Raw genomic sequence first — 25,400 nt, 5'->3', positions numbered from 1 at the left:
AAGATTCAAAGACATTTCACATTCGTTTATGGTATAATCAAACAAGAGTATGACCAACGAAAAGGAGTATACGCGAATGAATATTTTGTTTTTTATCACACCGAAAAGTGAAACGGCTTATCTGTATGACGACTGCTCACTTCGGCAGGCCATCGAGAAGATCGAATATCATAAATACACGGCGGTTCCGGTACTGAACAAAAAGGGCTGCTACGTGGGAACACTGACAGAAGGAGATCTGCTCCGCATCATAAAAGAACGGTATCTGCTGAATTACCATGAAGCAGAGGATATCCCGCTCTGGCAGGTTCCGAAACGGTGGAATTATGAGTCCGTCAACATCAACAGCAACATCGAGGACCTGATCGAGATGTCCATGCGGCAGAATTTCGTTCCAGTTGTGGATGACGAGGGAATCTTCATCGGCATCATCCGAAGAAGAGATATCATCCAGTACTGTTATCAGAAAAGCGGCATCAAAGAAGAGGAAGAAGCCCGGCGCAGCGCGCGGAAACAAAACGCAGAACAGATGATTCTGCAGTAAAGAAGAAAATGAGGGAAACATTATGAAAAAACTGATCGATCTTATCCAGGAAGAGCTGGTAAAAGCCTTTACCGCTGCGGAGATGGACCCGTCCTATGCAAGGGTTTCCGTTTCCAACCGCCCGGATCTGTGCGAATACCAGTGCAACGGCGCAATGGCAGCTGCAAAAGCATACCACAAAGCACCGATCCAGCTGGCTGAAGCAGTTGTAGAAAAAGTGACCGATCACAGCGTGATCGGTGAAATTGAAGCCGTAAAACCGGGATTCATCAACCTGAAAATCAACCCGGAATTTCTGGCAGATTATCTTTCCAAAATGCAGAACGACGAAGATCTTTCTGTAGAGAAAGCAAAAAATCCGAAAACCATCATCGTAGATTACGGCGGAGCAAACGTGGCAAAACCGCTTCACGTCGGCCATCTCCGTTCCGCGATCATCGGCGAGAGCATCAAGCGTATGGGACGCTTCATGGGCCACAACATGATCGGTGACGTTCATCTTGGAGACTGGGGTCTGCAGATGGGACTGATCATCACCGAGCTGCAGGAGCGCCATCCGGAGCTTGTTTATTTTGATGAGTCCTTTACGGGAGAGTACCCGGAGGAAGCACCGTTTACGATCAGCGAGCTCGAGGAGATTTATCCTTGCGCAAGCGGCAAATCGAAAGAGGACGAGGACTATAAGAAACGTGCACTCGAGGCAACGAGAGAGCTGCAGCAGGGCAGAAGAGGATATCGTGCGATCTGGAAACACATTATGAACGTTTCTGTTGCCGATCTGAAAAAGAACTATGGAAATCTCGACGTTCATTTCGATCTGTGGATGGGTGAGTCCGATGCACAGGAGTACATTCCGGACATGGTAGATTACCTGAAAGACAATGGTTATGCACATTATGACCAGGGCGCACTCGTTGTTGATGTCAAAGAAGAGACAGACACAAAAGAGATCCCGCCGTGCATGATCTTAAAATCCGATGGAGCAGCTCTGTATGATACGACAGACCTGGCAACCATCATCCAGCGTATGAAACTGTACAAGCCGGACGAGATCTGCTATCTGGCAGACAAACGTCAGGAGCTTCACTTCGTACAGTGTTTCCGCTGTGCAAGAAAAGCAAAACTGGTGAATGATGATACCGTTCTTTCCTTTATCGGCTTTGGTACCATGAACGGAAAAGACGGAAAACCGTTCAAGACCCGTGAGGGCGGCGTTATGCGTCTGGAGCGTCTGATCGGCGAGATCAACGATGAGATGTATCAGAAGATCGTGGAGAACCGCAGCGTAAAAGATACGGATGCAAGAGGAACGGCACAGATTGTCGGACTGTCTGCTATTAAATACGGTGACCTGTCCAACCAGGCATCGAAAGATTATGTATTCGATGTTGAGAGATTTACTTCCTTCGAGGGAAACACCGGTCCGTACATCCTGTACACGATCGTTCGTACAAAATCCATCCTCGGAAAATATAAAGAAGAGGGAAATGAACTGAAGAAAGGCGCACTTCTGGCACCGAAGAGCGACAGCGAGAAAGCTCTGATGCTTTCCGTATCCCGTTTCAACGGCGTTGTGGAGAACGCATTCGAGGAGAAAGCACCGCATAAGATCTGTGCTTATATCTACGAGCTTGCAAACGAGTTCAACCATTTCTACCACGAGACCAAGATCTTAAGTGAGCAGGATGAGGCAAGAAAAGCATCTTACCTGGCACTGCTGGATCTTGTCCGCGAGGTACTTGAGACTTGCATCGACCTGCTGGGATTCTCGGCACCGGAACGGATGTAAGATTCGTCAAGAGGGAAAAAATAGATAAAAAACAGGCGATTTTTTTGGCAGCCGTCGGCTTCTGTAGTTCTTGCGGAAACGGCGGCTGTTGTGTTATACTTACATCACGATTTTTCATCCGCTTGGACATTCGTCCTGAAAAATCGATTCTATATTACTCTATCGAAGAGCCATTCGGCTCAATTTATATCCATGTACAAAAACAGAATATCGGACTGACAAACACTTTGACGTAAAAAGAGGAGGCGGGATCATTGGAAAAGTAGAACTTCCGGGAGGGAAGTATCGCCTGCTGTCAGTGCTCGGAAGAGGGGCAACGTCTGTCGTTTATCTTGCAGAGAAAACTGGATCCGGAAAGCGGTATGCAGTCAAGGTAAGTATATGTGACAGGGAAAAACTGCGCCGGGAAGCGTTTCTTTTACAGAAGTTTTCATATCCCGGGATTCCCTGTGCGGTGGAACTTCTGGAAAGTGGGACAAAAAGCTTTCTGGTGATGGAAGCTGTAAACGGAAAATCTATCGGACAGCGTATGCGTAAGGGAGAACGGTTTTCCAGCCGGGAAATTCTGAAAACGGGAATTGCCCTGAGCGGGATTCTCTGTTATCTCCATGCACAGAACCCGCCGGTTTTCTACCGGGATCTGAAGCCGGACAACGTGATGATAACAGAGCGTGGTGAAATATACCTTGTGGATTTCGGTGCAGCCGGAACAGAAGAAACGGGTGTGGAAGTCCGTTATGGAACCCGCGGTTATGCAGCGCCGGAGCAGTATGACGGGAAGTGTGACGCCCGTTCTGATCTTTATGCACTCGGCGCACTGCTTGCGGCAATGGCGAAGCATGCGAAAAAGCGGCAGAAAAGAGGACTCTGGCGGGTGATGGAAAAGTGTATGCAGAAAAAGCCGGAGGAACGGTATGCGTCTGCCGGAGAAGTCAAAAAGGCACTGCGGCGGCTGGAAAGAAAGCAAAAAGGCAGGAAGACTCTGCGGATCTTTGCAGTTTTTGTTTTTCTGACAGGAGGAGCGGCTGCAGTTGCCAGCAGGATGCCATGGGGGCAGTTTCCGGCGGCAGACGAATGGGAGGAGCAGGGAGATCTCTGGTTCTGCGGAAATCCGGTGGAAGAAGGCAGTCTGCCGAACTACCAGAAAGCGCGGGAAGCGTTTTTAAAGGCAGACCATCTCAGTCAGGCGGGGCGTGTGGAGCAGGAACTTGTGGAATACTGTCTGGCGGATGATGCGGCAAGGGAAAAAATGCAGATGGCGCCATTGCTGGCTGAATTTTATGATGACACGCAGCAGGAGCCGGAAAAAGAAAAACGCTGCCGCAGATATCTTGCTGTTGCAGGAATGTATTTCAGTTTTTCCGAAGAACTGGCGCGTGAAAATGACATAGACGCCATGCGGAAAGGAATCGAAGTGCTGGAAAAGGCCGCAGGCGAGAATATGGAGGGGAAGTGGGAGGCGGTTATCTGGCAGAGACTGGCGGATGCGTGCTATCTTGGCGGAAAATCTGGGGATGGGGAAAGAGAACAGGACTGGTGCCAGGAGAGCTTTCTCTATTACGAACGGCTTCTGTGCAGCAGACAGGATGGAAACCGGCGGAAAAATCTGCTCAGGGCCGCAGAGCTGGCACTTCAGTTCGACATGCAGGAAAAAACAGAACAGTACCTCAACGAGGCAGCAGAAATTCCGGGAATGGAGGAGGACATTTTTTATCAGCAGATCAGAAAAAGATGGGAGGAAGCAGGATGAGAAAAAAGACCATATGCGCAATGATGACAGGATTCCTGGCCGTCCAGGGAATCGAAGTCCATGCGGAGACACAGCAGACGACAGGCGAGGCCGCAAGTGCGGTGGAAAGCGTGGAATTAGAAGCTGAAATCATCGAGAACAGTGATGTGACAGATGCAGACGGGAAAGCCGGACCGGAGGAACTGCTGCCGGACGAAAAGTCAGAAGAAGAACCGCCTATAGAAGAGAAACCAGAGCAGGAACCAGAGCCGCCGGAAGAGAAAACAGATCCGGCAGAGACCGGAAAGAAAGAGACAGAAGAAGAAAAAATGCTTCCCCCGACGGTAATTCCGGATCCGGAGAAAGAACCAGCGGAAAGGTGGGAAGAAGAGGAGGAAGAAATTTCGGAGGATTCAGAATCGGGGAAGCCAGAAGAATTGCCGGAGGCAGGAGATATGGGTTCCGGGGAATCGGAATCAGAGGAAGAATGTGAAGAAACAGATACAAAAGAATCAGAGACAGAAGAGTCAGATTCGGAGAGAACGGATTTTGGAGAAATGGACACAGAAAAACCAGATTATGAAGATACAGGTTCAGAAAAATCCGGAACGGAAAATTTGATGCCAGAAGATCCGGAACCGGAAAAGCCTGATATGGAAGAAACGAAGCAGGAATCTCCGTCAACCGAAAAAGAGTCAGAAAATCAAACCTCGGAAACAAAAGCACCAGAAAAAGAGGAGCCTACCGTAATGCCAGATGCCGGAAAGTCAAACACAGAAAAGCAGGAACAAACGGAGCCCGGGCAATCGTCTCCGGAGAAAGAAGAACTCAAAACAGACGAACAGCTGCCCGTTGCTGCAGCCACGCCCGAGGAGGTGACCCAAGATCCAGATGATACTCCGCTACAAACAGAAGAAAGCAGTCCTCCGCCTGCCGAAACTCCATCTGAGAGTGCCGGGGAGGAGCCATCTCAAATACCGCCGCAGATCATCGCCGATTTCATATTATCACAGATAGCAGACGAAGATTTCGAAGCGCCGAACCCCCTGATTATCCGCCCGGCCGACACCAGCGTCGAAATAGATCCCGGTTATACCCCGGAAATTCTGCTCGAGGGAGCCGCCGACACGGCTGAAATTCTTTCCTGCATGGTAAATGGCTCCGAAGCCGAATACGAATGGAAAGAAAACAAAATCTGTCTGAAAGCCGAGAGCCTTTCCGAAGGCTACAACCGCATCACTGTAAAAGTGCGTGGCGCAGACGGCATTGTACGAACCATGAAACCGTGGGAAGTCAACGTGAAACCAAAAACTTCCACACTTGTCAGCCAAAGAACCAGCCAGAAACCAAAAGGAACCCGCCTCTTGCAGTCCTTAAGGCGCCTCTGGAACCTGATTCGTGCCATTGCCGAAATTCAGAATCAGACCACCCGCTATCTGCGTGCACTCTGCAGAAAATAGCCTGATCCGGTTTTGTTTGTATTTCTAATTTCGATATGCTAGAATAAAAGACATGTCATACGATAAAAAAGTAAAAGAGGAAATAAGAGTATGTCAGATATGATATTATTTGATCTGGACGGAACCCTGACCGATTCCGGTCCTGGAATTACAAGATGCGTACAGTATGCGCTGGCATCCTTTGGCATCGAAGAGCCGGATCTGGAAAAACTGAACTGTTACGTGGGGCCGCCGCTTCTGGAATCTTTCATGAATTTTGCAGGCCTTGGCTGCGAAGAAGCACAGCAGGCCATCACAAAATACCGGGAGCGGTACGAGGCAGAGGGCATTTTTGAAAATGAAGTATACGAGGGAATCCCGGAGGTTCTGGCGTATCTGAAAGAGAAGGGAAAAATTCTGGCGGTAGCATCGTCCAAACCGGAAAAATACGTGGAGCAGATCCTGGAGCATTTCGAAATCAGAAAGTATTTTACCGTAGTAACCGGTTCAGAAATGAACGAAACCAGAACCGATAAAGGAGAAGTCATCGCAGAGACGCTGCGCCGACTCGGAGCAGAAGACAGCCGTTCCGACGTGGTGATGGTTGGTGACAGAAGCTATGACGTAATCGGGGCAAGAGAAAACGGACTGCTCTGTGTCGGCGTATCGTATGGGTACGGCGGAAGAGAGGAACTCGAGGCAGCAGGTGCCGCAAAGGTATGTGATACACCGGAAGAACTGAAACTGCTGGCGGAGGATCCGAAAGAAGAGAAGAAAAGACGCGACCGCATCAAAAAAATGAAGCCGGAGCGTATCCCGTGGCTGACAAGAGGAGAAAGTGGAACAGGAATCTTTGCGCCGAAAGAGAAAAAAGCAGAGAATATAAAAGAAAAAAGGACAGCGAAAACAGAGCCAAAAACGGAGGAAATCGTAATTCCTATCCAGCGGAAGCTATGGCGTCTTTTAAAACCGCTTCTGACGTACGAACTGTTTCTGATCGGAGCAACCGTACTTCTGGCGCTGATCCTGATGACGTTTACGACCGGCGGTTATCTGGAAGAGCGTATGCACGCGACATCCGTTCTTGCATCAGCAATCGGCAGTCTGGCGGCGATCCCGGTTCTCTGGAAACAGTACAAAAAAGATGAAGGCATGTTCCCGAAACCGGAAAAACGGTGGAGTGCGGCAGAGGCAGCCGCCTGTATTCTGCTGGTTATGACCTTCGGCCATCTCCTGAATACTGTAATGAACGTGACCGGCTTTACCAGAATCTTTTCCGGCTATCAGGACATGGCATCAAAGATTTATGAAGGACAGAACCCGCTGCTTCTGATCCTGTCCGTCGGTGTGCTGAGCGCGGCCGCAGAGGAAATTGTTTTCCGCGGCATGATTTACCGCAGGGCAAAAGATTTCTGGGGAACCGGCTGGGGCATCGCAGCATCATGTCTGCTGTTCGGTGCATATCACGGCAATGTGACGCAGTTTGTCTATGCAGCCGTGGTAAGTGTGCTTCTGATCCTTATTTATGAGCGGTGCGGAACACTCCTTGCCCCGGTTCTTGCGCACATGGCAGAAAATATCTGGGGACTTTACCGGAGCCAGTTCGTATCCTGGATGACCCAAAAAGCGCCGGCAGGTGCATGGATGTTCATCTTTTTGGAAGCGGTAATCTGCGCCGGAACATTCTGGTATCTGTTTTTAAAGGATAAACAGGGAAAAACACAAAAATAACAGAAAAAAACCGCAGAATCCGCGAAAAAAATGCTTGTCATGAAAAAAACTCTGTGATACAATCTTACTGTTGCACAATAAGCACCCATGCGGTACCAAGGATGGTGCCTGTTTTTTGAAAAACAGGTTCCAAGGTGAAAAAACATGGGGAAGAATAAAACCATAAGGAGATAAAACAATGAGCGTAATTTCAATGAAACAGTTACTGGAAGCCGGTGTTCATTTCGGACATCAGACAAGAAGATGGAATCCTAAAATGGCTCCGTACATCTACACAGAGCGTAATGGTATCTACATCATCGACCTGCAGAAATCTGTAGGAATGGTAGATGACGCATACAAAGCTGTTGCAGACATCGCAGCAGACGGCGGCACAATCCTTTTCGTAGGAACCAAAAAACAGGCTCAGGACGCTATCGCTGTTGAGGCAGAGCGCTGCGGAATGTACTATGTAAACGAGAGATGGCTCGGCGGTATGCTGACCAACTTCAAAACCATCCAGAGCCGTATTGCAAGACTGAAAGCAATCGAGACCATGGAGCAGGATGGCACCTTCGAAGTTCTTCCGAAAAAAGAAGTCATTGAGTTAAAGAAAGAGCTTGCAAAACTGCAGAAAAACCTTGGCGGTATCAAAGAAATGAAGAGACTGCCGGACGCTATCTTCGTAGTAGATCCGAAAAAAGAGAGAATCTGCGTACAGGAAGCTCATACACTGGGAATTCCGCTGATCGGTATCTGCGATACCAACTGCGATCCGGAAGAGCTTGACTATGTAATTCCGGGTAATGACGACGCTATCCGTGCCGTAAAACTGATCGTTTCCAAAATGGCAGACGCAGTGATCGAGGCAAAACAGGGCGAGGCTGAGGAAGCTGCATACGAAGAAGCAGCAGAGACAGACGCTGAATAATTTACGCGAAGTAATGAACTGGGGGGAACTTGAAATTCAGGTTCCCTTCGGCGAATCTCACAATAGCAGACCGGCATGAAGATGCAGTCTGCTGAATCACGTATACGGAGGAATAAAACAATGGCTATTACAGCAGCAATGGTAAAAGAGTTAAGAGAAGTAAGCGGTGCTGGTATGATGGACTGCAAGAAAGCTCTTACAGCTACCGAAGGTGATATGGACAAAGCAATGGAGTTCCTGAGAGAAAAAGGACTTGCTACTGCTCAGAAAAAAGCTGGCAGAATCGCAGCTGAGGGTATCGTTATGCTGAACGTATCCGAGGATGGAAAGAAAGCTGTCGCTGTAGAAGTAAACGCTGAGACAGACTTCGTTGCAAAGAACGAGAAATTCCGTGGCTATGTAGCACAGGTTGCAGAGCAGGCTATGGATACAACTGCAGCAGACGTAGAAGGATTCCTGGCAGAGCCTTGGAAATTCGATACCAACGAGACCGTTGGCGAAGAGCTGGCTCATCAGATCGCTACCATCGGCGAGAACATGAACATCCGTCGTTTCCAGCAGGTAAAAGAGGAGAACGGTTTCGTTGCTTCTTATACTCATATGGGCGGTAAAATCGGTGTTCTGGTTGACGTTGAGACAGATGTTGTAAACGATGACCTCAAAGAGATGGCTAAAAACGTTGCAATGCAGATTGCAGCTCTTCGTCCGCAGTACACAAACCGCGACGAAGTAAGCGCTGATTACATCGCACATGAGAAAGAAATCCTCATGGCTCAGATTCAGAACGACCCGAAAGAGTCCCAGAAACCGGAAAAAGTTATCCAGGGAATGATCCAGGGCCGTATCAACAAAGAGCTCAAAGAGATCTGCCTGCTTGACCAGGTATACGTAAAAGCAGAAGACGGAAAACAGTCCGTAGCTCAGTACGTAGCACAGGTTGCTAAAGCAAACAACGCAACCGTAGCAGTAAAAGGCTTCGTTCGTTTCGAGACCGGTGAAGGAATCGAGAAGAAAGAAGAGAACTTTGCTGAGGAAGTTGCAAAACAGATGAACGCATAATTCAACTGTGAATTTGTAAAAATAACGCAAAAATATAAAACCCTCATAAATGTGCAGAAAATACACGATTTATGAGGGTTTTTTACTGTCACAGGCAGTATCCATCGGAAATGCAGTAAGTGCCCTGAAGGATACCGTCCCCGGAGATTTCCCGGCAATGAATCTTTCGGAGATTTGTGAATTAATCCAGGAACATAAATCGAATGGTCCGGTAATGGAGATGAAACGTTAAACATAAGAAAAGAGGAACAAATTTGAAAAAACAAGACAAAAGAAACTGGCCGAAAGCAGTGATTCAGATCCTTTCTTTCCTGCTGATCCCGGGCTTGTTTGAGGCGCAGTTTTCTGCGGTTGGGACGATTATTTCCGCAGTTTATCAGGGGACGGTTTCGTGGGAACGGATCAGGTATTCGGTATGGATGGTGCTGGCGACGGTTCCGGCGGTGATTATTGTGGGACGGTTTTTCTGCGGATATTTCTGCAGCTTCGGGGCTGTGCAGGATTTTCTGTGGTTTGCAGGAAATAAGCTGAAAAAGCGGTTTCGAAAAGCAGGTGCGAAAAACCTGCATTCAAATTCAAAGAAGAGTGGAAGAAATGTTCCAACAGGCTGGATCAAATATGGTGTGCTCCTGTTCTGGGCAGTCTTCGTATGGAGCGGTATGATAAAATGGAACATCGCAGGGCCGTGGCAGGTGTTTGGACAGTACAGTTCCATCGGACACTGGCCGGGCGTGAAGCCGATGTTTTCGATTGGCGGTGCGCTGATTCTGGTGATTTTCGTCGGATCCGTCTTAATCCAGCGTTTTTTCTGCCGGTATCTCTGTCCCATGGGAGCCATCTACAGCCTGATTTCCAGATGTACGCTGTTAAAAATTGTAAAACCGCGGAGCAAATGCGGAAACTGCCGTCTCTGTACTGCAAAATGTACCATGGGAATTGATCTGACAGAAAAAGAGCAGACGGCAGGCGGCGAGTGCATTGGATGCGGGGTATGTATAAACGGATGTCTGAAGAACAATGCACACTGGAAGTACCGATACAGCGTGTGGATCGGTGTCGGGGTGACCTGTCTTACGATTGCAGCGTCACAGTTCCTGATCCGGAGCGAGAGCGGTTCCGTTGGTAAGACAGCAGGTGATGCGGCCATTAATACGGCAGAACAGAATCTGGACAGCAGATTCCAGGACGGCGCTTATTCCGGAAGTGGAGAAGGCTACCGCGGAACCGTGACCGTTTCCGTAAAAGTGGAACAGGGAACAATAACCGGATTGACGATAGAGAACGCCGAGGATGATCAGACATATCTGGACAGAGCAAAGTCAGGAATCTTTTCGGAAATCATGAAAAAACAGAGTGCCGAGGAGATAGATACCGTTTCCGGCGCCACCTACAGCAGTAAAGGGTTGATTGAGGCCACTCAAAATGCGTTAAAAGAAGCCGCCGGAGATGAGAATACTGTACAGGAAAATACAGCATCTGAATCGACGGATACAACGGAAGAAAAACAGGCATTCCTGGACGCCGGCCGTTTCCACGACCTGAAAGACGGTATCTGCACGGGTACCGCCGATGCCTTCCGCGGGGATGTCGAAGTGCAGGTAACGGTAGAAAACCAGAAAGTGACCGACATCTCCATCCTTTCCTACTGCGACACCGAGGAATACTTTTTCCGTGCAGCGCCTTACGTGATAGGGCAGATGAAAGAAGAACAGAGCCTTAACATCGACGCCTTGAGCGGTGCCACCTACAGCAGCAACGGTATCATTCACGCCACCGCCAATGCACTCGAAATCCCGGAAGACGAATATGCACCGCGTCCTGGCCGGGATCTGGCACATAAGCAGAAAGAGCACGGTCATATTGTAAAACATACGATCGAGAGCCAGGAGCAGTATGAAGAAAAAGTAAAAGAATACGAAGACGCACAGAATTAAAAAACAAAAATAATCTCAAAATAAGCACTGTAAATACATCCATCTGTATTTGCAGTGCTTTTCTGCTGTAACAGAACCCCGCCTGACTGCATCAAAAATATAAAAAATTTAACAATCATTTGATATAGACCTTATAGGAACAGGATAGCAGTTAAAATACAAATGTGCTACGATCGTGATTGTAGTAAAAAATATTCTGAAAGAAATGGCAGGAACAGCAAAAATACAGCGGTTAGGCTGGAGTCTGGAATGGATGCAGCGCATATCTGAAAAAGGAAACGAAAACCTGGGACAGCTGGGATATACGGATCATTCGCAGAAACACTGTATGCAGGTTGCCCATCATGCAGAGTACGGTACACTTCTTGCAAATGAACTTTTAAAAGAAACGGATATGACGTTGGAAGACAGAGTAACCATCGTTCCTCGGTTCTGCAGTTATTGCAGCTGTAAAACTGGCAGGCGGAACGATCAACGTGGCGGTTGCATGCCTGGCGATTTTCTTTGCACTGGGATTTGTTTTCCTGAAAATTGCAGATCGGCAGCCGATGGCGGGGGAGAGATAAAACAGAACATAGCATAAAAAATCTCAAAGCAGGAGAAAAAGCCGCTTTGAGATTTTTTGCGTTTCACTCCGGGGTTCCGCAATGAGAGGTTTTGTGGTACAATAAGCAGTGAGTCGGGCCGCAGGGGATGAGGGGGCCTGAAAAATATGAATCATACAGACAGGATGAAACAAAATGGAAAAAACCAAAAAACTGGCGGTAGGCATTTTAGCGCATGTCGATGCGGGAAAGACGACGCTGGCAGAGGGAATTTTATATAAAACAGGCCAGATCCGGAAAGCCGGAAGAGTGGATCACAAGGACGCCTTTCTGGACACGGAGGAACTGGAAAAAGCAAGGGGCATCACGATCTTTTCCAAACAGGCCGTGCTGAAGCTGAACGAGACGGAGGTCACACTCCTTGACACGCCGGGCCATGTGGATTTCTCGGCGGAGATGGAGCGCACTTTACAGGTCATGGACTATGCGGTTCTTCTGATCAGCGGTGCGGACGGCGTGCAGGGTCATGTGGAAACCCTGTGGCGGCTGCTCGCGCGGTATGAGATCCCGGTCTTTCTCTTTATCAACAAGATGGATCAGCCAGGCACGGATGCGGAAAAACTGCTGGAAGAACTGCAGAGCCGTCTCTCAGAGCACTGCCTGAATTTCTCGCAGGATCTCCAGAACGCAGAATTGCTGGAAGAACTCGCCATGTGTGATGAGGACGTGCTGGAGCAGTATCTGGAAACGGGAAGCGTGGAAGAAGACCAGATCCGCACGATGATCGCAGAGCGGAAGGTTTTTCCGTGCTGCTTTGGCTCTGCACTCAAGATGGAGGGCGTGACGGAATTTCTGAAAATTCTGGACCGGTTTACAAAAACGCCGGAGTACGGCGGGGATTTTGGCGCGCGCGTTTTTAAGATTTCAAGGGACACGGCAGGAAACCGTCTGACGCATCTGAAAATCACGGGCGGCGTGCTGAAGGTGAAGCAGATGCTCGGCGAAGAAAAGGCAGACCAGATCCGTATTTATTCCGGTGCGGGCTATACGATGGTACAGGAAGCACCGGCGGGGACGATCTGTGCCGTAACGGGACTGAACAGCACTTTCTCCGGTCAGGGCATCGGCAACGAAACCGAGGCGGAAAAACCGGTGCTGGAGCCGGTGCTGACGTACCGCATCGAGCTTCCGCCGGACTGCGATGTCCATCAGATGCTTGGAAAACTGCGCCAGTTAGAAGAAGAAATCCCGGAGCTCCACATTGTCTGGAATGAGCGCCTCGCGGAAATCCATGCGCAGGTCATGGGTGAGGTGCAGATCGAGATCTTAAAGAGTCTGATCCACGAGCGTTTCGGCGAATGGGTGGAATTCGGAGCCGGAAATATTGTATACAAAGAGACGATCCGCAGTACCGTGGAGGGTGTCGGCCATTTCGAGCCGCTGCGCCATTATGCGGAAGTTCATTTGCTGCTGGAGCCGGCAGAACCGGGCAGCGGACTGCAGATTGGAACCGTCTGCAGCGAGGACACCCTGGACCGCAACTGGCAGCGTCTGATCCTCACACATCTGCTGGAGCGGAAGCATCCCGGCGTGCTGACCGGGTCGGAGATTACCGATATGAAAATCACGCTGGTCAAGGGCCGTGCGCACATTAAGCACACCGAGGGCGGCGACTTCCGCCAGGCGACGTACCGTGCGGTGCGGCAGGGACTGAAAAAAGCAGAATCCGTTCTGCTGGAGCCGGTCTATGCGTTCCGTCTGGAAATTCCGTCGGAATCGACGGGACGGGCGCTGAACGATATCCAGCGGATGTACGGCAGCTTTGAACCGCCGGAAATGGAAGGCGATATGACAGTGATCACCGGAACCGCACCGGTTGTGACGATGCGGGATTATCAGAAAGAAGTGACTGCTTACAGCCGGGGACGCGGAAGAGTGTTCTGTACCTTAAAAGGATATGAGCCGTGTCACAACGCGGAGGAAGTGATTGCCTCCATCGGCTACGATTCCGAGGCGGATGTGGAAAATCCGACGGGTTCTGTGTTCTGTGCCCACGGGGCAGGCTTTGTCGTTCCATGGAATGAAGTGGAAGACCATATGCATCTGGAATACACGCTGGAAAATCCGGAAGAAGAAAGCGATTCAGCCGAATCTGCGGCAGACCGGAGCGGCGGAGCATCCTCTGTGCAGAAAGCAAAAAAAGCATCCGACCGCGTGCCGATGGCAGCTTCCCTGCAGGAGGCAAAGGAGCTGGAAGAAATCTTTACGAGGACATACGGCAAAGTGGAGCGGAAGCGCGCCGGTTTCGAGCGGCGGACACGTCCGGTCACCTCGTCATCCGGCATCGGGGATCCCAAATATGCAAAATCAAACCGCCCGAAGGAGCCGCAGGAGGAATATCTGCTGGTGGACGGCTATAACATTATTTTTGCATGGGATGATTTAAATGAGCTGGCGAGGTATAATATTGAGAGCGCCAGAGGAAAGCTGATGGACATCCTGTCAAATTATCAAGGATATAAAAAAATGACGCTGATTCTTGTCTTTGATGCCTACAAAGTAAAAGGCAACCAGGGTGAGGTCGGCATGTACCATAATATTCATGTCGTTTATACGAAAGAGGCGGAGACGGCTGACCAGTACATCGAGAAAACGGTTCACAGGATCGGCCACAACGGCAACGTAACGGTGGCTTCCTCGGACGGTCTCGAGCAGATCATCATTATGGGAGCGGGCGCGCATCGTCTCTCCGCACGGGATCTGCGCACCGAGATTGAACATACAAACGGCCAGATCCGGGAAAACTATCTGGAGAAAGAACAGAAAACGAAGTCGTATCTGCTGGAGAACGCCTCTGGAGAACTGGGAGACTTTTTAAAAGAGCTGGAAGAAGAGCGAAAAAAAGAGAGTAAAAAGAGCAAAGGAAAGGCTTAAGATGAATTACGCAATCATATTATCGGGGGGAATCGGAACGAGAATGCAGATGGGGGATTTTCCGAAGCAGTATTTGGAAGTGGAAAAGAAACCGATTCTGCTGTATACGCTGGAGCAGTTTCAGAAAAGCAGTGCCGTTGAGAAAATCGTCATCGTGGCGGCAGATGCCTGGAGAGAGAAGATCCGCGGATGGATGGAAGAAGACGGGATTACGAAATTTCTCGCCTTTGCGGATGCCGGGGATACGCGGCAGGAATCCATTCATAATGGCCTTACCGTCTGCATGGAGGATTCCGTATCGGAGAACGACGGTGTGATCATCCACGACGGCGTGCGGCCTCTGGTGAGCGAACAGCTGATTGGCGACTGCCTTGCGGCGCTTGCCGATCATGAGGGCTGTATGCCGGTGCTGCCGATGAAGGACACGATCTATCAGAGCAGCGATGGAACGAAAATTGACCATCTGCTGGAGCGCAGCACGCTGTTTGCCGGTCAGGCGCCGGAAGCCTTCCGGCTGCATCCGTACGCGAAGATCAACCGGGAAGCATCGAAAGAGGAGCTGTCCCTCACAAGGGGAACGAGTGAAATTGCCTACCGCCATGGAATGGATGTGGCGATGATCCCAGGGGATGAGCGGAACTTTAAGATTACAACAAGGAGCGACCTGGAGCGTTTCTGTACGATTGTGGAAGGAGAAACGAAATGAGAGCATACGAGCTGCATGGAGTCAATGATTTAAGAAGGGAAGACATCGAAAAACCGGAAATCCCATCCGGCTGGGTTCTGGTGCAGGTAAAGGCATCAGGAATCTGCAGCTCCGATATTCCGCGGATTTTCACAAACGGAACATACCATTTTCCAACGATTCCGGGTCACGAGTTTTCAGGCGTGGTTGCCGCATACGGCGAGGGTGTGCCGGAAGAGCGAGTTGGAAAACGGGTCGGCATTTTCCCGCTGATCCCATGCCGCACCTGCCCGCAGTGCCGGCAGAAAAAATATGAGATGTGCGAACACTACGATTACCTCGGCTCGCGCCGGGACGGCGGCTTTGCGGAATACGTGGCCGTGCCGGACTGGAACCTGATGGAGCTGCCGGAAAACGTCAGCTTCCGCGAGGCAGCAATGCTGGAGCCGCTCTCTGTGGCGCTTCATGCGGTGAAACGAAGCGGTGTGAAGCCGGGCGATACCGCAGCAGTGATCGGAACGGGCATGATCGGTTTTGCAGCGGCAGCGTGGGCGAAAGCGCTCGGCGCCGAAACCGTTTTTGTGATTGGACGGGGCAAAGCAAAACGTGCGATCGCAGAACAGATCCCGGGCATCTCATATGTGACGGAAGAGGAGAGTAAAGCGATTCAGGCGGATGTTGTAGTAGAAGCGGTCGGAACGCCGCAGGCCGTTTCCAGTGCAGTTCTTCTTGCAAGACCGGGCGGAAGCATCGTGCTGATGGGAAATCCATCGGGCGATCTTGCGATGGAAAAGAACGTGTACTGGCGCATCCTGCGCAAACAGCTGAACCTGATGGGAACGTGGAATTCTTCTTATGAAAAAGATGAAGCCTGCGACTGGACGGAGGCACTCGATGCGCTTTCGAAGAAGAAAATCCCGGCACAGGCGCTGATCACGCACTGTTTCCCGTCCGAAAAGCTGATGGACGGACTGGAACTGATGAAAAATCATAAAGAGCCATACTGCAAAGTAATGGTTTCATGGGAGTAGAAAAATATGAGAAAAAGTCAGATATCGGCATCCATGATGTGCTCAAACCTTGTGGATCTGCAGGCGACGATCGATGTATTTGAAAAAGAAAAAGTCGAATATCTCCATATCGATGTGATGGACGGCGAGTTCGTTCCGAACTTCGGCCTTGGCGTCGACTACATCCGCGGACTGCGGGAACTGACGAGTATTCCGCTCGATCTTCATCTGATGATTAAAGACCCGGAGTACAAGCTGCCGTGGATCGGCATTTACAAAGAGGACATCGTGACGATTCATTATGAGAGCACTTTCCAGGTGCAGCGCGCGCTCGATTACCTCGTGCCGTACGGCTGCAAGCGGTTCCTCGCGATCAACCCGGCAACACCGATCGGGCAGATCGAGGAAGTGCTTGATTATATCGACGGCGTCAATCTTCTGATGGTGAATCCGGGCTTTGCCGGACAGAAAATTGTGCCGAGTACGCTGCGCAAGGCGGAAAAGCTGCAGAAATTTCTGCAGGAGATGCACCGGGAGGACATCATTTTAGAAGTGGACGGAAACATTACGAAGGAGCACGGCGCGACGCTGCGTTCCTTTGGAGCCAGCATTTTTGTGGCGGGAACTTCGAGCATTTTCTGCACCGATGTATCGCACTTCGGAGAAAAAATCCGGGAATTCCGGAAAGCAGTGGAATAAGAAAAAGAACTGCCTTCCCGGGATGCACGGTTTGAAAAACAGACGAATACTGTAAAGTGAGAAATGACGGAGCGTGTCATATGGTAGAATTGCTTCTGCTTGCTGCGGCGCTCTCAGCCGATAACTTTGCAGTAAGCATCGGATATGGAAGCAGCAATACGAGAATTTCACCCGGCATGACGGCGCTGCTGAATCTGTTTTGCAGTGCTGCCCTGGTTGCTTCCGCGCAGTTTGGAAAAAGATTTCTGCAGTCCGCAGGACCGGAATGGGGAACCAGAGTGGGTGCGGGCTGCTTTTTTCTTATGGGAACGCTGAAAATTTTTGAAGAACTGAGAAAACGCAGAAGAAAAAAGCAGGGAAAACCAGAAGCAAGACTGGAACATCTGGAAAAACAGCTCCACCCACTGGAATTTGGCCTGCTGGCGGTTTCGATGTCGGTGGATGGAATTGTCTCCGGCGTCTTTGCCGCGGATCTTCCGGTGACAGGAGGACAGATCTTTTTTGCCTCCTTCGCGGTCGGAATGGCGGCGATGTATGCCGGAACTGCCATCGGAAAAAAGACGGGGCAGAAAAACGGCGGAAACGGAGCACTGTTCGGAGGAATTCTGTTCTATTTACTGGCGTTTTTAAAGCTCACATAGAATTACATGTAAGAAAGAAAAACCAGCAGATCCCGGCGTAAAATTGACAAGCCCGTGCAGATATGCTATAAAAGTAGGAGGTTTGCTGCTGGAAAATTTAAAAAACAGATGCAGCAGACAAAGTAAGAGAGGAAAATACATGATTTCAGTAGTAATCCCTTCGTACAACGGTGCAGAAACACTGTTTCAGGCAATCGACTCAGTCCTTTGCCAGACAACAAAAACCCCGCTGGAAATCCTGGTGATCGACGACCATTCCACGGACGATACGATGGAAAAGATGGGGCGTTACGGAGAAAATGACCGGGTACGGTATATCCGGAATGAGACAAACAAAGGAGCATCCGCATCCAGAAACCGCGGTGTACAGCTCGCAAAGGGCGATTACATTGCCTTTCTGGACGCGGATGATTACTGGGATCCCGAAAAACTGGAAAAGCAGGAAAAAGCCCTTGCAAAGACCGGTGATGTGCTCTGCTGTACGGGTCGGGAGCTGATTTACGATCAGGAACCGGAAAAGCAGAAGATTTTTTCTGTCCCGGAGCGGATCACCTACAAAATGCTGCTGCGCGGCAACGTGATCGGCTGCTCGTCGGTACTGGCCAAAAGAAGCGTTCTGCTGGAATTCCCGATGGAAAAGGACGAGTGCCACGAGGATTATCTGGACTGGCTGCGGATCCTGAAAAAATACGGGACAGCCTGCGGTGTGGATGAGCCTTTGCTGAAATACCGGCTGTCCAGCACAGGAAAATCGGGGAATAAACTGCATTCTGCAGGAATGACTTACCGTGTTTACCGCGAGCTGGGAATGGGAACGTTCCGCTCCCTGTACTGTTTTGCGTGCTATGCGGTAAACGGTGTGCGGAAGTATTACGGTAAGGGCAAAAAGAGAGGAAGAGGTTGATGAACTATAAAAACAGGGAACAGTACAAACATCTGATGCGTGTCCTGGCGGTCGCGGCGATTGTGCTTCTGGAATGCGCTGTTTTTTCTGTGTTCTGGGACAGATACTATGCGAGCCACCTGTGGCTGGAGCCGTTCTGGGATAAGGGAAATCAGATTATCGTCGTGATCTACGGCATTTTTCTTCTGGTTTTCATGTACATTTACGGCGGCATGAAGATCGGCTACATGAAGGGAAGCAGCATCATCTATTCCCAGATGATGACGGCATTCTGTGCCAATGCGCTGATGTATCTGCAGATTATCCTGCTGTGGCGCCACCTGCCGTACATTCTGCCGATGGTCGGCATGACACTCGTGGACTTTGCGCTGGCAGGCATTGTATCCTGGCTTTTTGAGAAGACGTTTGCGCGTCTCTTTCCGCCAAGAGAGGTGCTTCTGATTTACGGTGAATACCCGATGGAAAGCCTGGAGCTGAAGATGAACCAGCGGCCGGACAAGTATATTGTAGCACATAAGGTGAGCACGGAAGTGGGAGAGAAAGAGCTCTGCCGCCAGATTGACACATACGGTCAGGAGGGTGTGATCCTGGGCGATCTTCATTCGGAGCTGCGCAACCGTCTGCTGAAATATTGCTATGCGAAAGAAATCCGTGTCTATCTGACGCCGAAGCTGTCGGATATTATGGTACGGAAAGCGGAAGCGCTCCATATTTTCGATACACCGCTTCTGCTCGCGCGAAACAGTGGTCTTTCGTTTGATCAGAGATTCTGCAAGCGCCTGCTGGATCTGCTCGTATCGACGATTCTTCTTGTGATCACGTCGCCGATTATGCTGATCGCAGCGCTCTGCATCAAGCTGTATGACCATGGCCCGGTGTTCTTTAAACAGAAACGTCTCACGATCGGCGGAAAAGAATTCTATGTCTACAAATTCCGAAGCATGATCGTGGATGCCGAAAAAGACGGCGTAGCCCGCCTGGCAACGAAGAACGACAGCCGCATTACGCCGGTCGGGAAGGTGATCCGCGCGACGAGAATTGATGAGCTGCCGCAGCTTCTGAACATTTTCAAGGGCGATATGAGCGTCGTCGGACCGCGCCCGGAGCGGCCGGAGATTGCAAAGGAATATGAGGAATCGATTCCGGAGTTTGCTTACCGTCTGAAAGTAAAGGCAGGCCTTACCGGCTACGCCCAGATTTACGGAAAGTACAACACGACCGCATACGACAAGTTGAAGCTGGATCTGATGTACATAGAAAGCTATTCGATTTTAGAGGATCTGAAGCTGATTCTTGCAACCTTTAAGATTGTCTTCACAAAGGAGAGCACAGAAGGGCTCGAGGAAGGACAGACGATCAGCCTGAACGCGAAGGAAGAGGAGAAAAAAGATGTTTAATACCGAGGACGAAATTCTGCGCCGGCTGCAGGAAAAAAATCTGGAAATGGCCGTTATGTTTTACCACTGGTGCCAGAGAAATCATCTGACCTGTTATCTCTGCGGCGGCGGCTGTATCGGTGCAATCCGCCACGGCGGCTTTATTCCGTGGGACGATGATCTCGACTTTTTCATGCCGCGGAAAGATTACGAGAAGTTCCTGAAAATCTGGGATACGCAGGAGGAGAGTAAAATCTACAAGCTCGAGTACCCGAAAGAGGGCTTCTGCAATGCTCACACGTTTGCGAACATCCGCGACAGCCGCACCACGCAGGTGAAAAAGGAGCAGGTCGATATGGATCTCTGCCACGGCGTTGCACTTGATATTCTCCCGATCGAGGGCTATGCACCGGGAAACCTTGCGCGGAAATGGCAGGTGATCGAGGGAAAGATTTTCCAGCTCTTCTGCACGCAGGTTATTCCGACCAAAGAACGCCACGGCGCGTTTATGCATTACCTGGGAACGATTCTGCTGGCGCTGGCTCCGACGCAGAAGATGCGGTACCGGATCTGGAAGCAGGCAGAGAACTATATTACAAAATTTGATATCGACAGCCCACGGGTGGACGGCATCACCGAGATGTGCGCACCGCAGGCGATTCTCCGGAAATATCCGAAAAAGATTTTTGCATCGGCGATTGAGGTTCCGTTCGAGAACGAGCGCCTGCCGATTCCGGTCGGATATGACACATATCTGCGCATGGCGTTCGGCGATTATATGAAACTGCCGCCGAAAGAACAGCAGAAAGGCCACCACGATGCGGCGTTTCTGGATCTCGATCATCCGTATGAGCAGTATAAGGGGATACACTACTGCTGTAAGAAATAAAGAAAGAGGATAAAACAATGCCGGAAATTTCAATCATTACCCCGGTGTATCAGGCAGAAAAATTTTTAAAAAAATGTGTGGATTCCATTCTTTCCCAGTCTTTTACGGACTGGGAGCTGCTTCTTGTAGATGATGGAAGCACCGACAAGAGCAGTGAAATCTGCCGGACATACGCAGAACAGGATGCGCGGATCCGTTATCACCAAAAAGAGAACGGCGGCGTCAGTTCGGCGCGGAATGCGGGCGTTGCGCTTGCAGAGGGGCGTTATATCACGTTTGTGGACAGCGACGATTTCGCAGCGGAGGATCTTCTGGAAACACTGTATCGTCTGGCGGAAAAATATGATGCCGAAATGAGTATCTGCCGCGGATACGATCTCTATGAAGGAAGGCCGGTGCCGGATCTGAAACAGGAGGGAATCGAATCTGTGACCGACAGCGAGGAGGGACTGCGCCAGGTGATGAAGGCGCGCGTGTTCGGCGTGATGCCGTGGGGCAAGCTGTATCGGAGAGAGATTTTCGAGGGCGTTGTCTATCCGGAGAAAACAATCGCCGAGGATGCATACGTCATCGTTCCGTTAATGGAGCACTGCCGGAAGGTGGCCTTTTCCACAGCACAGAAATACTATTATGTGCACCGGCGCGAAAGCCTCACGACAAGCGGTTTTCGCTGGTCAGATCTGGGTTCGGTGGAAGTATGGGATCATAATCAGAATGTCGTGGAAGAACGCCACCCGGCGCTGAAAAAAGAAGCAGGTGTGCGCTGCTGCTGGGCGCGGTTTTTCGTGCTGGACAAGCTGATGCTGTTGGAAACCATGGACGCGGAGAAAAAGGCGCTTGCGAAGAGGCTGGCAAAAGAGCTTAAAAAGCATCCGCTTCTGGTACTGGAAGGCGATCACTTCACGAATGGGCGGAAAATCGCCTATCTGACCCTGTTTCTGGGAACCGGAATTTACCGGCAGTGCGTTCGTGCACTGTTCCGGAAAAGAAATTTATAAAAAATGCGGCAGAAACGAATGAGATTTTCGTTTCTGCCGCATTTTTATATGGATTTTTCTAGCTTTCTTTTTCGGAAAGCAGAACACCGTTTTTATCAAACACATACGTTGTTCCGTCAATTTTTTTCGTCCCGGTGACGCATCCGCCCCAGCTCTGGAAATAATATGTTTTTCCGTCAATTTCTGCCCAGCCGGTCTGCATGGAAGCATCATCGTTGAAGTAATACCAGTTGTTTTTATAATAGAACCACTGCGATTTTCTCGCACCGCCCCAGCTGTAGGTAAAGTACCAGACACCGTCCCGGATCACCCATTGGTTTGCCGGCATGACGCCGTTTTCATCAACAAAATAAAGATTGTTATCATACGTAAAGGCTTCATCCGTTTTCCGTGTACAGTCCTCATTAATATAATAGTATTTATTCTGAAGCAGCAGCCAGCCTTCGTGTGCGGCACCGCCCCAGCTTCTGAGATAATAATAGTTTCCATCCCATTTCAGCCACTGGTTCTGATACATTTTTCCGCTCTTATTTACAAAGTAGAGATTGTTGTCATACAGGAAACTTTCGTTCTGCTTCAGGGAACCGTCCGCATTCATAAAATACCAGGCGCCATCGATCTGATACCAGCCATTGGTTACGCAGGAATATTTCTGTACATAATACCAGGCACCGTCATGGTACAGCCAGGTGCTGCCGGAAATACCGCCCCAGGAAAGAAATTTGACGCGGTAACCGTTTAAGGTAAGTGTCGTATTGCGTGCGGCACCTCCCCATGTGTAAAAATAGTACATCGTTTTGGTCTCCGGATCAGCGTGCCATCCGGACGAATACATAATACCGGTATCCTTGGCGAGATAGTACCAGTTGTTGCTGATAAACTGCCATCCGGTCTGCATCTCACCGCTGCCGGAAAAATAATAGTAATCTCCATCAAGCAGAAGCCAGCCTGTTGCCATAACGCCGTCCGCGCCGAGGTAATACGTTTTGTGGTCGAGGGTGAGCCAGCCGGTATACGGTGTTTCATCATCGTTGTAGTAATACCATTTTCCATCCCGTTTTACCCAGCCGATGACGTGGCGTTCGTTTGTGATCACGCCGTTTTCATCGGAGGTATATTCGATGCCCGTTTCTGTGTCGCGCCAGGAAGTGGAGCATACGAGAAGATGGCTGCTGTCTGCATAATATTTCTGTCTGCCGCGGGTGAAAAATCCGCTGTACGGGATGCCGTCATGATAAGCAACGAGCTTGGAAGAACGGCCGCGGTAAATTTCATAGGTATCATCCACGTTGGAAGTGACCGCGGAACCGGAAAAGTCAGCAATGACTGCCGGAAGATCGCCGGAATATTCTGTCGTGGAAAATACGCGCAGCCCCAGAGAGGTCAGGGTCTCGACGGTATCGTTATCCATAATACGGAAGTCACCGGTCTGGATAAAATATTCCGGGTTGACGGCAGCAAGATAGTCTGCATCGACAGCATTCGGATATCCGTGATGATTGGAAGTCATCAGATCAATGCTGTACAGCCCGTAGTTCGAAACAATCCGGCTGGCATCTCCCTCGACGTCGTCGATATCGCTCGTCAGAAAAGCGCGGTGGTCGTTTGCGGAGGCAATTACACCAAGACAGAACTGGTTGGCGTCCTCTTTTGGACTTGTGAGATAATCTTCCTCGTAGTTGACAATCTGGATCTGGAAATTTCCAAAAGCAAAATCAGGAGATCCTTCTTCTGCGGAGGCGGCACCGGGATTCAGATGCTGGATCAGGGTCACGCCTTCAGTCTCTTCTGCAGCAGTAAGAAGCTGGTCGTAGACATAAAGATTGTCCCAGAGACGCGCAGTATTATAGATATAACTGTCATCATACGGGAGCAGATAAACCCGGTCGGGGGAATACAGCCGCACGATGGTATCGCCGGTTCCAATATGGTCGCTGTGCGGATGTGTTGCAACATAAAACTGCAGATTATCGGAGGTGACACCGAGGGAGTCCAGGTAGGAGAGTACCTCATCGTCGTAGCCGGTCGACGTTGTGATGCCGCTGCGCAGCGGATAACGCGGATCAGATCCGTCAGGGTAATCCCAGTCCTCGCCGGAGTCTACCATGCCGAAAATTTTCTGGCCATTATCGTCTACACTTTCCAGAACGATGGCATTGGAGCCGCTGCCGAGTGTCAGAATGTGAATTTTTGCTGTAGTATCAGCCGCATGTGTGTTTTCCGGGGTGAGAAAAAGAAAAGCAGCGGCAAGGGATGCAGCGCCGATGGAAAACACGGATCTGCGGGTATGCCGGGAAAAAGGCATATCAATGGCTCCTTTCGTAACATATATCATTAAAACAAAAAGTAAAACAGCCGGGTGGAAAATAAGCGCTCAACATCACAATTATACAAAATTTCAGGGAAAAGTCAATGTTTATTAGAATTTCGATTACTTGACGCAGACAGGGCATCATGTTAGAATGAGTGGGATTGGGAATGTAAGGAAAAGAAAGGAACCAAACATGATTACCTTATTAAAAATGCCGGCACTGTTTCTGGGAATGCTCGCAGTGTTCTGCTGCCTGGGTTCTTTTTTTATCAGAGAAAACAGGTATGAGAGCGGACATCTGAGTGAAACTGTGCTGTTTGGCTTTATTGCATATTACTTCTTATTTGAACTGATTTCTGTGCCGATGATGGTGCTCGGTGCAAAGCTGCATCTGCTCGCATGGGTATGGGCTGCTGTTGTGGCTGTCCTTGTAATTGCTTCCATCTGTCTTCATCTGGGAATGTGGAGAGAGTGGGGAAAAAGAAGCGGCGGTTTCTGGAGAGGAAAGACGGCGGCTTTTTATGTGATGCTGGTGCTGATTGGAATCCAGCTGTATTTTGTTGCTGCACTGCAGGAAAACGGCAGTGCGGATGCAGCGTATTATGTGGGAAGTGTGACAACGAACCTTGCGACAGATTCCATCAGCAGCTTTGACCCATATACAGGAAAAGCACTGGATTTTTTTAACATCCGTTATGTGTTCAGCATGTATCCGGCAGCAAATGCAGTACTGTGCCGTTTAACGGGCCTTCATCCGCTCGTAGTGACGAAGGTGATTCTCTGTATGATGACGGTAGTTTTAAGTTATCTCGTCTATGCACAGATCGGAAAGGCGCTGTTAAAAGAAAAACAGATGGTATGGGTGCTCCTGTGCTTTATTAGTGTTGTGAATCTGAATTTTCATACGATCTTTTCGAATGCGTCGTTCCTGCTGACGAGGGGATACGAGGGAAAGGCCGTATTGTGCAATATCATCCTCCCGTTTCTGTTTTATCTTGGCCTGCGCATGTATCAGGAGAAAAACGGAAAGAGAGTCTGGCTGCTGTTTTTCATGACAGGCGTCGCTGCAATTGACCTTACGATGTCATCCATGATGACCGTACCGGTGGCCATGAGTGCTGTGATTCTGCCGAATCTTGTGCGGAAAAAACGCTGGGGACAGAGCGGGCTCTATCTGCTTGCTGTGCTGCCGTGTGTGCTGGTGCTTGGGGTCTATCTCCTTGGTGTGCGCGGTATCCTGCAGATTCCGGTTGTGCGGTAGAAAGGAGAAAAT

Annotated in this window: 19 protein-coding genes; 18 read left to right on the top strand and 1 reads right to left on the bottom strand. The window is 49.8% G+C overall.

The window, feature by feature from the left end:
- The first annotated feature begins 76 nt into the window (after positions 1 to 76).
- From DWY63_RS07165 to DWY63_RS07075, 17 genes are all read left to right on the top strand, one after another.
- Positions 77 to 544 (top strand): CBS domain-containing protein, encoded by a 468-nt coding sequence (locus DWY63_RS07165; RefSeq protein ID WP_022461147.1) that lies wholly within the window; start codon positions 77 to 79, stop codon positions 542 to 544.
- Positions 545 to 566: 22 nt separating this feature from the next.
- Positions 567 to 2,333: an arginine--tRNA ligase gene (gene argS / locus DWY63_RS07160; RefSeq protein ID WP_022461148.1), complete on the top strand. Its 1,767-nt coding sequence runs from the start codon at positions 567 to 569 to the stop codon at positions 2,331 to 2,333.
- Positions 2,334 to 2,475: 142 nt separating this feature from the next.
- On the top strand, positions 2,476 to 4,083 hold the full coding sequence (locus DWY63_RS07155) for a serine/threonine protein kinase (protein WP_117801727.1): 1,608 nt from the start codon (positions 2,476 to 2,478) through the stop codon (positions 4,081 to 4,083).
- Positions 4,080 to 5,522, top strand: a complete 1,443-nt coding sequence (locus tag DWY63_RS07150; RefSeq protein ID WP_117801726.1) for a hypothetical protein — start codon at positions 4,080 to 4,082, stop codon at positions 5,520 to 5,522. The genes DWY63_RS07155 and DWY63_RS07150 overlap by 4 nt, the downstream gene beginning before the upstream one ends.
- 90 nt (positions 5,523 to 5,612) lie before the next feature.
- The gene (locus DWY63_RS18705) at positions 5,613 to 7,232 is read left to right on the top strand and encodes an HAD hydrolase-like protein (RefSeq protein WP_117801725.1); all 1,620 of its coding nucleotides are present in this window, start codon (positions 5,613 to 5,615) and stop codon (positions 7,230 to 7,232) included.
- Between the two features lie 178 nt (positions 7,233 to 7,410).
- Positions 7,411 to 8,142 (top strand): 30S ribosomal protein S2, encoded by a 732-nt coding sequence (gene rpsB / locus DWY63_RS07140; RefSeq protein ID WP_022461152.1) that lies wholly within the window; start codon positions 7,411 to 7,413, stop codon positions 8,140 to 8,142.
- 120 nt (positions 8,143 to 8,262) lie between these two features.
- Positions 8,263 to 9,201 carry a translation elongation factor Ts gene (gene tsf / locus DWY63_RS07135; RefSeq protein WP_022461153.1) on the top strand — a complete coding sequence of 313 codons (939 nt, stop codon included), beginning with the start codon at positions 8,263 to 8,265 and terminating at the stop codon, positions 9,199 to 9,201.
- A gap of 254 nt (positions 9,202 to 9,455) precedes the next feature.
- A complete protein-coding gene (locus DWY63_RS07125) occupies positions 9,456 to 11,135 on the top strand; it encodes an FMN-binding protein (RefSeq protein ID WP_117801724.1) in 1,680 nt (559 codons plus the stop codon).
- 740 nt (positions 11,136 to 11,875) lie between these two features.
- A complete protein-coding gene (locus DWY63_RS07115; RefSeq protein ID WP_117801723.1) occupies positions 11,876 to 14,614 on the top strand; it encodes a translation factor GTPase family protein in 2,739 nt (912 codons plus the stop codon).
- A gap of 1 nt (position 14,615) precedes the next feature.
- Positions 14,616 to 15,320: an IspD/TarI family cytidylyltransferase gene (locus DWY63_RS07110; protein ID WP_055219430.1), complete on the top strand. Its 705-nt coding sequence runs from the start codon at positions 14,616 to 14,618 to the stop codon at positions 15,318 to 15,320.
- Positions 15,317 to 16,330: a galactitol-1-phosphate 5-dehydrogenase gene (locus DWY63_RS07105; RefSeq protein WP_117801722.1), complete on the top strand. Its 1,014-nt coding sequence runs from the start codon at positions 15,317 to 15,319 to the stop codon at positions 16,328 to 16,330. Before DWY63_RS07110 ends, DWY63_RS07105 begins: the two co-directional genes overlap by 4 nt.
- 6 nt (positions 16,331 to 16,336) lie before the next feature.
- Positions 16,337 to 17,008, top strand: a complete 672-nt coding sequence (locus tag DWY63_RS07100) for a ribulose-phosphate 3-epimerase (RefSeq protein ID WP_117801721.1) — start codon at positions 16,337 to 16,339, stop codon at positions 17,006 to 17,008.
- Between the two features lie 80 nt (positions 17,009 to 17,088).
- Positions 17,089 to 17,649: a manganese efflux pump gene (locus DWY63_RS07095; RefSeq protein ID WP_055219426.1), complete on the top strand. Its 561-nt coding sequence runs from the start codon at positions 17,089 to 17,091 to the stop codon at positions 17,647 to 17,649.
- Positions 17,650 to 17,788: 139 nt separating this feature from the next.
- Positions 17,789 to 18,553, top strand: coding sequence for a glycosyltransferase family 2 protein (locus DWY63_RS07090; RefSeq protein ID WP_117801771.1), 765 nt, complete (start codon positions 17,789 to 17,791; stop codon positions 18,551 to 18,553).
- Positions 18,553 to 19,950 carry a sugar transferase gene (locus tag DWY63_RS07085; RefSeq protein ID WP_117801720.1) on the top strand — a complete coding sequence of 466 codons (1,398 nt, stop codon included), beginning with the start codon at positions 18,553 to 18,555 and terminating at the stop codon, positions 19,948 to 19,950. The genes DWY63_RS07090 and DWY63_RS07085 overlap by 1 nt, the downstream gene beginning before the upstream one ends.
- Complete coding sequence (locus tag DWY63_RS07080) at positions 19,943 to 20,818, top strand: LicD family protein (RefSeq protein WP_055219421.1); 876 nt, start codon at positions 19,943 to 19,945, stop codon at positions 20,816 to 20,818. The genes DWY63_RS07085 and DWY63_RS07080 overlap by 8 nt, the downstream gene beginning before the upstream one ends.
- Positions 20,819 to 20,835: 17 nt before the next feature.
- Complete coding sequence (locus DWY63_RS07075) at positions 20,836 to 21,816, top strand: glycosyltransferase family 2 protein (RefSeq protein WP_055219419.1); 981 nt, start codon at positions 20,836 to 20,838, stop codon at positions 21,814 to 21,816.
- A gap of 58 nt (positions 21,817 to 21,874) precedes the next feature.
- Here the strand turns inward: DWY63_RS07075 and DWY63_RS07070 are convergent, their stop codons facing one another.
- Positions 21,875 to 24,121, bottom strand: coding sequence for a hypothetical protein (locus DWY63_RS07070; RefSeq protein WP_158568334.1), 2,247 nt, complete (start codon positions 24,119 to 24,121; stop codon positions 21,875 to 21,877).
- Positions 24,122 to 24,320: 199 nt separating this feature from the next.
- On the opposite strand from DWY63_RS07070, the gene DWY63_RS07065 reads away from it, so the two are divergent.
- Positions 24,321 to 25,388 carry a DUF6077 domain-containing protein gene (locus tag DWY63_RS07065; protein ID WP_117801718.1) on the top strand — a complete coding sequence of 356 codons (1,068 nt, stop codon included), beginning with the start codon at positions 24,321 to 24,323 and terminating at the stop codon, positions 25,386 to 25,388.
- The last annotated feature ends 12 nt before the right edge of the window (positions 25,389 to 25,400 follow it).

It is taken from the genome of Blautia sp. AF26-2 (genome assembly GCF_003460955.1).
GTDB lineage: Bacteria > Bacillota > Clostridia > Lachnospirales > Lachnospiraceae > Fusicatenibacter > Fusicatenibacter saccharivorans.
This window is presented reverse-complemented; position numbering and strand designations above follow the sequence as displayed.